The sequence below is a fragment of the Mesorhizobium sp. M1E.F.Ca.ET.041.01.1.1 genome (assembly GCF_003997355.1).
Lineage (GTDB): Bacteria > Pseudomonadota > Alphaproteobacteria > Rhizobiales > Rhizobiaceae > Mesorhizobium.
Map to the genome: position 1 here is coordinate 1 of NZ_RZSL01000302.1, position 7,472 is coordinate 7,472.

General features: G+C 64.8%; 7 protein-coding genes. 1 reads left to right on the top strand and 6 read right to left on the bottom strand.

Going from position 1 to position 7,472, the window contains the following annotated elements; translation table 11 throughout:
- The 6 genes from EOA38_RS22190 to mraZ all read right to left on the bottom strand — a co-directional run.
- Positions 1-1,387: UDP-N-acetylmuramoylalanyl-D-glutamyl-2,6-diaminopimelate--D-alanyl-D-alanine ligase (locus EOA38_RS22190; protein ID WP_127300264.1), on the bottom strand; the 1,387-nt coding region annotated here is incomplete at its 3' end.
- Complete coding sequence (locus EOA38_RS22195; RefSeq protein ID WP_126093083.1) at positions 1,384-2,838, bottom strand: UDP-N-acetylmuramoyl-L-alanyl-D-glutamate--2,6-diaminopimelate ligase; 1,455 nt, start codon at positions 2,836-2,838, stop codon at positions 1,384-1,386. The genes EOA38_RS22195 and EOA38_RS22190, both read right to left, overlap by 4 nt.
- A 54-nt stretch (positions 2,839-2,892) precedes the next feature.
- The gene (locus EOA38_RS22200; RefSeq protein ID WP_127221918.1) at positions 2,893-4,617 is read right to left on the bottom strand and encodes a penicillin-binding protein 2; all 1,725 of its coding nucleotides are present in this window, start codon (positions 4,615-4,617) and stop codon (positions 2,893-2,895) included.
- On the bottom strand, positions 4,614-5,009 hold the full coding sequence (locus EOA38_RS22205) for a hypothetical protein (protein WP_126093081.1): 396 nt from the start codon (positions 5,007-5,009) through the stop codon (positions 4,614-4,616). Before EOA38_RS22205 ends, EOA38_RS22200 begins: the two co-directional genes overlap by 4 nt.
- Positions 5,010-5,013: 4 nt before the next feature.
- The gene (gene rsmH / locus EOA38_RS22210) at positions 5,014-6,030 is read right to left on the bottom strand and encodes a 16S rRNA (cytosine(1402)-N(4))-methyltransferase RsmH (RefSeq protein ID WP_126093080.1); all 1,017 of its coding nucleotides are present in this window, start codon (positions 6,028-6,030) and stop codon (positions 5,014-5,016) included.
- The gene (gene mraZ / locus EOA38_RS22215) at positions 6,027-6,485 is read right to left on the bottom strand and encodes a division/cell wall cluster transcriptional repressor MraZ (RefSeq protein ID WP_127300265.1); all 459 of its coding nucleotides are present in this window, start codon (positions 6,483-6,485) and stop codon (positions 6,027-6,029) included. The genes rsmH and mraZ overlap by 4 nt, the downstream gene beginning before the upstream one ends.
- A gap of 391 nt (positions 6,486-6,876) precedes the next feature.
- On the opposite strand from mraZ, the gene EOA38_RS22220 reads away from it, so the two are divergent.
- Positions 6,877-7,472 (top strand): PLP-dependent transferase (locus tag EOA38_RS22220; RefSeq protein ID WP_189434806.1); only part of this gene is annotated, 596 nt, incomplete at its 3' end.

Consider the following 7,472-nt stretch of genomic DNA (forward strand, 5'->3'; position numbering starts at 1 on the left):
ATGCCTCGACCAGCTTTGAAAACCCGATGCCTTTCGACGATTTGACCATCACCACGTCGCCCGGCCTGATTGCCGACATCACGACCGGCTTCAGTTCTTCTGCGCCTGCCCGGTATTCGGTTTCCACATCGGAGGGCAAAACGTCGGCCAGCGCCCGCATCTCCGGACCGCCGAGAAAGACGTTGCGCGTCCCGGTACCGACGATGAGCTCGGCGAGCGCCGCATGGAGTTTCGCGGAGTGGCCGCCGAGTTCCAGCATGTCGCCAAGCACGGCGATGCGTCTGCCCTCGCCCGAGACAGGCGTGGCGTTGAGCAGCGCCATGGCTGCCGCCATCGACGCCGGGTTGGCATTGTAGCTCTCGTCGATCAGCGTGATCGGGCCGTTCGGATGACGCAATATGTGGCGCCTGCCCCGCCCGCGCTCGGCTGAGAGATCGGCGAGCGCCGCCGCCACCTTGTCGAGATCGGCGCCAACGAGTTGCGCAGCACCGAGCACCGCAAGCACATTCTGCACGATGTGCCGGCCAGGCGCCCCGACGCGGGCGGTTACGTCCTTTTTGCCGATCTTGACGACGATGTCGGAATGGTCGGCATGAAGCTCGCAGCCCGCAAGGCGGAAGGCCGAGCGGACGTTTTCGCCGAAGCCGAAGACATGCTCGACACCGGCCTCTTTCGCCATTTTCCCGAGCAGCTTCCAGCGCGGGTCGTCGCGGTTGAGCAGCGCGCCACCGCCGGGCTCCACCCCCTCGAAAATCTCGGCCTTGGCCATGGCGATCTCGTCGAGATTCTTGAAGAAGCCGAGATGGGCGGCGGCAATCAGCGTCACGATCGCGACATGCGGCCTCACCATCTTGACCAGCGGCCTGATCTCGCCGGGATGATTCATGCCGATCTCGAAGACCGCGTAATCGCAAGCTTCCGGCATGCGCGCCAAGGTCAGCGGCACGCCCCAGTGGTTGTTGAACGACTGCGCCGAGGCATGCACCTTGCCGACTGCCGACAGCACATGCCGCAGCGCCTCCTTGGTGGTCGTCTTGCCGGCCGAGCCGGTCACCGCGATGATCTTCGCCCTTGAGCGGGCGCGCGCGGCGACGCCGAGCTTTTCCAATGCCGCGAGCACATCCTGCACCACGATCATCGGCGCCGTCAGACGGCCGAGCGACGGCAGCTTGCCCTCGGCGACGACCAGCACGGCAGCACCCGCCTTCACCGCCGCGGTCGCGAAATCGTGGCCGTCCATCGTCTCGCCCTTGATGGCGAAGAAAGCATCGCCGGGCTCAAGGCTGCGGCTGTCGATGGAGATGCCGGTGATGCCTTCCGGCAGCGTGCCGATCGGCCTGCCACCCATGGCTTCGACGAGAGCCTCCGACGTCCAGAGCAGGTTCATGCAGCGCGCTCCTGCAGCGCCTCGCGCACTTCCTCATGGTCGGAGAAGTGGAAGGTTTCGGTGCCGATGGTCTGGCCTTCCTCATGTCCTTTGCCTGCGACGATCAGCGTATCGCCGGCGTGAAGCATGGCAACCGCCTCATGGATCGCCTTGCGCCGGTCGCCGATTTCGATGGCGCCGGGCGCCGCGGCAAGGATGGCCGCCCGGATGGTTTCGGGAATTTCCGTGCGCGGATTGTCGTCAGTGACGATGACGACATCGGCGAGCCTGGTCGCGATCTCGCCCATGATCGGCCGTTTGCCGCGATCGCGATCGCCGCCGCAGCCGAAAACTACGACCACGCGGCCCGTGGTGAAAGGGCGAACCGAGGTCAGCACGTTTTCCAGCGCATCCGGCTTGTGCGCGTAGTCGACATAGACAGGAGCCCCGGCCGCCGTCGTGCCGACGAGGTCGAGCCGCCCCGGCGCGCCTTTCAGTTTCTCCAATGCCGCCAAAGCCTTACCGACGGATGTTCCAGTCGAGATGGCGAGGCCGGCTGAAACCAGCGCGTTGGCGATCTGGAAATCGCCGGCGAGCGGCAGGTCGATTTCGTGGAGGACGCCGTCGACTTCAACCTCGGCGCGCTGACGGCGCCGTTCATGCTCGACGCGCTTCAGCGTGAGGAAATCGCCATGGCGGCCGACGGTGAGCACCTTCAGCCCCGCCACCCGCGCGGCTTTGATCGTCGGCTCCGACCACGGGTCGTCGGCAAAGATGACGGCCGGCGCGCCTCTCGGCAGCAGCGCGTCGAACAGGCGCAGCTTGGCGCGATGATAGTCCTCGACCGTCGGATGGTAGTCCATGTGGTCGCGACCGAGATTGGTGAAGCCGCCGGCGGCGAGCCTGACGCCATCGAGACGGCGCTGGTCGAGCCCGTGGCTCGAGGCCTCCATCGAAGCGTGGGTGACGCCGGCATCGGCCAGTTCCTTCAGCAGCTTGTGCAGCGCTACCGGATCCGGCGTGGTCAGCGAGCCATATTCGTTGCGGCCGGGCGCCACCACACCCGTCGTCCCGATCGAAGCGGCGGCAAATCCTGCCTGCTCCCAGATCTGTCGGGTGAAGGCGGCGACAGACGTCTTGCCGCTGGTTCCGGTGACGGCGACCATCGTTTCAGGCTGCTTGCCGAAGAAGCGCGCCGCGCTCAGCGCCAGCGCCAGCCGCGGATCGTCCACGCCAAGAACCGGGATCGACAGGCCGGAGATGGCATTTCCTTTGCCCGCCACGATTGCGGCTGCGCCTCGGCTGGTGGCGTCGGCGGCATAGGCCGAACCATCCGCCTTGCTGCCGGCGAGCGCGAAGAAGACAACACCCGGTCTTACCTGGCGGGAATCGGAGGAAATTCCGGTCACTTCCAGATCGGGGGAAGCTGTTCCCTCGACAGGCAGGATACCGGCTAGATCTTTCAGATGCATCGAGTTCCGTTCATCGCAACAAAATAGCGCGCAGTTACCGGCGCGCCCCAAGAATCACTGATAGGAAACCAGCGTTGCACCATTTTCATGGCTGAAATCTGGCTTCACGCCAAGCATGGAAGCCGCGCGTCTGATGATGTTGGCTGCCATGATGCCCGCATTCGAGGCAGCCGTGTTGCCCATCCCGGGCTTTTCCGGCTTCGGCTCGTCAGCGATCGTCAGCACGATATATTGCGGATCGTCCATCGGGAAGGCGGCGACGAAGGCGTTGAAATTCTTCTCCTTCGAGTAGCGGCCATTGACGACCTTCTCCGCTGTGCCGGTCTTGCCGCCGACGCGGTAGCCTGGAACCCTGGCGTTCTTGCCGGAGCCCTTCTCGGCGTTGAGTGCGTAGAGATAGCGCATCCCTTCCACGGTCTTTTCCTTGACCACCCTTTTGGCTACCTCCATGGCCTGCTCCGCCGTGCGCGGCAGGAAGGTAGGCTCGATCAGATAGCCGCTCATCAGCGCGGCGCAGCCGACGGCGGTCTGCAGCGGCGTCGTCGACACGCCATGGCCGAAGGCAATGGTGATCGAATTGACCTGCTTCCAGACCTTGGGCTCGGTCGGGCGCGCTACTTCAGGCAGCTCGGTCTGCATCTTTTCCAGCACACCGAGGCGGTGCAGAAATTCGCGGTGTCCCTCAATGCCGACCGCCTCGGCTTCCTTGGCCGAGCCGATGTTGGACGAATAGATGAACACTTCCGGCACTGAGAGCACACGGCCCTTGCTGTGGAAGTCGTGGATGGTCTGACGACCGATCCGGATCGGCCGCGACGCGTCGAAACGGCTCTCCAGCGTCACCTTGCCGGAATCCAGCGCCATGCCGGTGGTGAAACTCTTGAAGGTCGAGCCCATTTCGTAGAGGCCGGCCGACATGCGGTTCAGCCGGTCCTTGTCCTGGGCGTTGTAAGGGTTGTTGGGGTCGAAATCCGGCGCCGATGCCATGGCCAGCACTTCGCCGGTCTTGATGCTGAGCACAACGCCGCCCGCCGCGATCGCATGGAACCGCTCCATGCCGGTGGCGACCTCGTCGCGCACAACATGCTGGACGCGCAGGTCGATCGACAGCTTCACGGGCCTCAAATCCCTGGCCACCGCCAGGCCGGACGCCTGCAGGTCGGTGAGCCCCTGGTCGTCGATATACTTCTCCATGCCGGAGATGCCCTGATTGTCGATGTTGGTGAGGCCGACAATGTAGGAGGACGTCTCGCCGCTCGGATAGAAGCGGCGCTTCTCGGTACGGAAGCCGAGTCCCGGAATGCCGAGCGCCATGATGTCGGCCTGCTGTTTCGGCGTAAGCTGCCGCTGCAGCCAGACGAAACCGGCGCCGCTCTTGAGCTTGTGATAGGTCTGCTCATAGTCGATTTCGGGAAGCACGGTCGACAGCCTCTCGATCGCCTCGTCGGCGTCGACGATGCGACGCGGCTCGGCAAACAGCGACGCCGTCTTGATGTCGGTCGCCAGCACCTCGCCGTTGCGGTCGACGATATCCGGCCGCGAAGCCGTGACCCGGCTTTGCGGGCCGCCCGACATGTCCGGGTTCTGCAGGCCGAGATAGACCAGGCGGCCGGCAATGGTCGTATAGATGGTGAAGAACACCGCCATCGTCATGACGATGCGGGTCCTGGCTTTGCCGCCGGTCGCCTTGCGGGCGGCGTCGACGACGATCGAGCCGTCCTCGGCCACCTTCTTTCGACGCTTCAGCAGGTTGCCGATCCTTGGAAGCCTGCCGATCATTGCACGGTGCTCCCCGTCACCACCGGATCCTTGCCGCCATCGGGCCCTTTGCCGGAATTGTCGGCCATGCCGCCCAGCCGCTGCGAGGACAGGTCCTCGATGTTGACCGGCTTCATGGGCACGTCGTCGAGCCCGCCGATCTGGCGGGCGTTGAGCGGCTCGAGGCCGAGCTGCGATTTGTAGATTTCGGCAAGCTTCTGCAGCCGCGCCGGCTGCGTGAGCAAGCTCCAGTCGGCCTTCAGGAGATCGATCGTGTCTTCCTCGTAGCGGATCTGCGTCTGCAGCTTCTGCACCGCCGCAAGCTGTTCCTCGGCTTCGCGCTTGGTCTTGTAGGTCAACGCCGCCGCCGAGACCATGACGGCGATCAGGACTATGTCGCTGGTACGAAACACGTGCTCACCTCTCCCCCGGCCGCTCGACGGCGGGAAGCTTTGGAAGGCCGAAAATCGAAAAGTCGCCGGCGCGCGCCGGCACGTCGGTGCGGATTGCCGCGCGCAGCCTGGCCGAGCGCGCCCGCGGATTGACGGCGATCTCGGCCTCGCCCGGCGTAACCCCGCCGCCGGACTTGCGGAAGGTCGCCAGTCGCGCCGGTGCGTCTGGCATATGGCGCGATCTGCTGGCCGCCTCGGCGCGATCGGCGATGAAGCGCTTGACGATGCGGTCCTCCAGCGAGTGGAAGGTGACCACGGCGAGCCTGCCGCCGGGCTTGAGCACGCGCTCGGCGGCGAACAGCGCTCGAGCCAGTTCGCCAAGCTCGTCATTGACGAAGATGCGCAGCGCCTGGAAGACGCGGGTGGCCGGATGGATCTTGTCCTTCGGCGCGCGGCCGATATGGGTGGCGATAGCGTCGGCCAGATCGAGCGTGCGCTCGAAGAGCCGTTTCTCGCGCCGGGCCTCGATCATACGGGCGATACGGCCGGCATGACGTTCCTCGCCGAGGAAGCCGAAGATGCGGGCAAGGTCTCCCGCCTTGAAGGTGTTGACGACATCGGCCGCGCTCAGGCCGGCCTGCGCCATGCGCATGTCGAGCGGCCCGTCGGCGCGGAAGGAAAAGCCGCGCTCGGCCTGGTCGAGCTGCATGGAGGAAACGCCGATGTCGAGCACGACGCCGTCGGCGCTCTCGACATGTTCGTCCAACGTCGAGAACGGCGCCTGGACGAGCCTCAGCCTGCCGCCGGCCCGCTGCTCAAGGGCCCGGCCCGCCTCGATGGCATCCGGATCGCGGTCGATTGCCACGACCGAGGCGCCGCGCTCAAGAATGGCGCGGGTGTAGCCGCCGGCACCGAACGTCCCGTCGATAATCGTCTCGCCCGCCTTGGGTTCAAGCGCCTCCAGCACTTCGGCAAGGAGGACCGGAATGTGACGGACCAGTCCGCCAACGGCGTGAGGATCATCGCCGTGGCCAGCCATCATTCCGGTCGCTCCCCGGGCTTCGTCCCCTGCCGAAGCTGCAAAAGCCTGGCCCGCGCCTGCGCGCCATAGGCGGCAAGCCGGCCCGGTTCCCAGATCTGAAAGAAATTGCCGCGGCCGACAAACGCCACCTCGTTCGAGATACCCGTGTGGTCGCGAATGAAATCGGTCATCGTGATGCGGCCGTCCTGGTCGAGTTTCAGGAACGTCCCGTCGCCATGGCAGAAGAACGACATATCGTCCGCCGTCTGCAGGAAGGGATCCTCGAGCGCGATCCGCTGCTCGTAGCGATCGAGCAGATCGAGCCCGCCGACGTCCATCGCCGGAAGGTCCAGACAGCGTAGCGCATAGAGCTCCGCATAGCCACGTTTCTGCACGACCGCGCGGAAATGCGCCGGGACCGACACCCGTCCCTTGGCATCGATCCTGTTCACTGCGTTTGACAGAAATCGGTCCACTACACGTTACAGCCGCTGTCGCCGCCGCACCCCTTCCCATGTTTTTCTCCGCGCCACCGCCGCGCATCATCTCGCGACCTTCATTCGCCAAGGCGAAAACCGGCAAACGCGCAGCCGCCGCGACTGCCCGATTGGCGTACGCTTCACCCTGACGCGGAACGAAGGCTTGATGATGCAAATGGGATATCATGGGGCACTATGGGCGTCAACGGGAACGGGCATCACAAACGCGCGCCACAACTAGGGAAGGGCAAGCTGAAGGCACGTCTCGTCTTTATCCTCTATTAAGCCTAACGAAGCGTTTAGAGCGCGCTGGCCCAAAAGGACGCTTCTTGCTGCAGATGGCTGGCGCGCCTAGCGTCGAACCTCTGTTCAGCGAAGGAATGAGCCCATGTCCGAAACCGCGAAGTCACGCGCCGCGGCGCTCGCCCATCTGCGCAGCCGCGATTTCGCCAAGGGCGACCCGATCCCCCTGCCGCTGACCATGGCTTCGATCTTCCATTCGCCGGGCGACGCGACGGGCTTCGATCAATACGGCCGCTTCAGCAATCCGACCTGGCATGCCGTCGAGCATGTGCTTGGCCATCTTGAAGATGCGCAATGCGTCGCCTTTCCGTCGGGAATGGCGGCGATTTCGGCGACGTTCTTTGCGCTCGTCAAATCGGGCGACCGCATTCTCTTGCCCTCGGACGGCTACCATACGACACGCGCGCTGGCGGAGCGTTTCCTGAAACCGCTTGGGGTCGCCTATGACGTTAGGCCGACATCAAGCATTCTGGACGGCGGTTTCGCTGGCTACCGACTGGTCTTTGTCGAGACCCCGTCCAATCCGCGGCTCGACATCTGCGACATCGCCCCCGTCGCCCAGGCGGCCCGCGAGCAAGGCGCGATCCTTGTCGTCGACAACACGACGATGACGCCGTTCGGCCAGCGCCCGCTCGATCTCGGCGCCGACATCGTCGTCTCGGCCGACACCAAGGCGATCAA